Annotated in this window: 1 protein-coding gene; it reads left to right on the plus strand. The window is 47.7% G+C overall.

Annotation, left to right across the window (positions count from 1 at the left end; genetic code table 11):
- On the plus strand, nucleotides 1-528 hold a 528-nt coding region (locus BCU68_RS14335), incomplete at both ends, for a VCBS domain-containing protein (RefSeq protein WP_198591744.1).

The following is a 528-nucleotide window of genomic DNA, read 5'->3' on the forward strand; positions in this document are numbered from 1 at the left end:
ACATATCATTACTGTGACGATTACCGGTGTTAATGATGCCGCTGAAATCGGCGGTATTGATACGGGTGCGGTGACTGAAGATGAAACTTCTCCGAGCTTAACCGACAGTGGTCAGTTAACTATTACGGATGCGGATGGTGTGCTGCAAGAAGTGTTCGATCCAAGCAGTGTGGTTCCTGCCGTTGATGCATTAGGGACCCTGACGTTAACCGAAGACGGAGCATGGGATTACAGTGTCATTAACTCGGAAGTTCAGTATTTAGATGAAGGCGAGACGAAAGACGAAGTGTTCACTATTACTTCGCAAGACGGCACCGAACATACCATTACTGTGATCATTACCGGGGTTAATGATGCTGCAATCATCTCCGGCGATGCGGTTGGTGAAGTTGTTGAAGATGAATCGACACCGACCTTAACGGACAATGGTCAGTTGACCATTACGGATGCGGATGGTGTGCTGCAAGAAGTGTTCGATCCAACCAGTGTTGTTCCTGCCGATGATGCATTAGGGACTCTTACGTTAAC

The organism is Vibrio sp. 10N.286.49.B3 (assembly GCF_002873395.1).
In the GTDB taxonomy this organism is placed as follows: Bacteria; Pseudomonadota; Gammaproteobacteria; order Enterobacterales; family Vibrionaceae; genus Vibrio.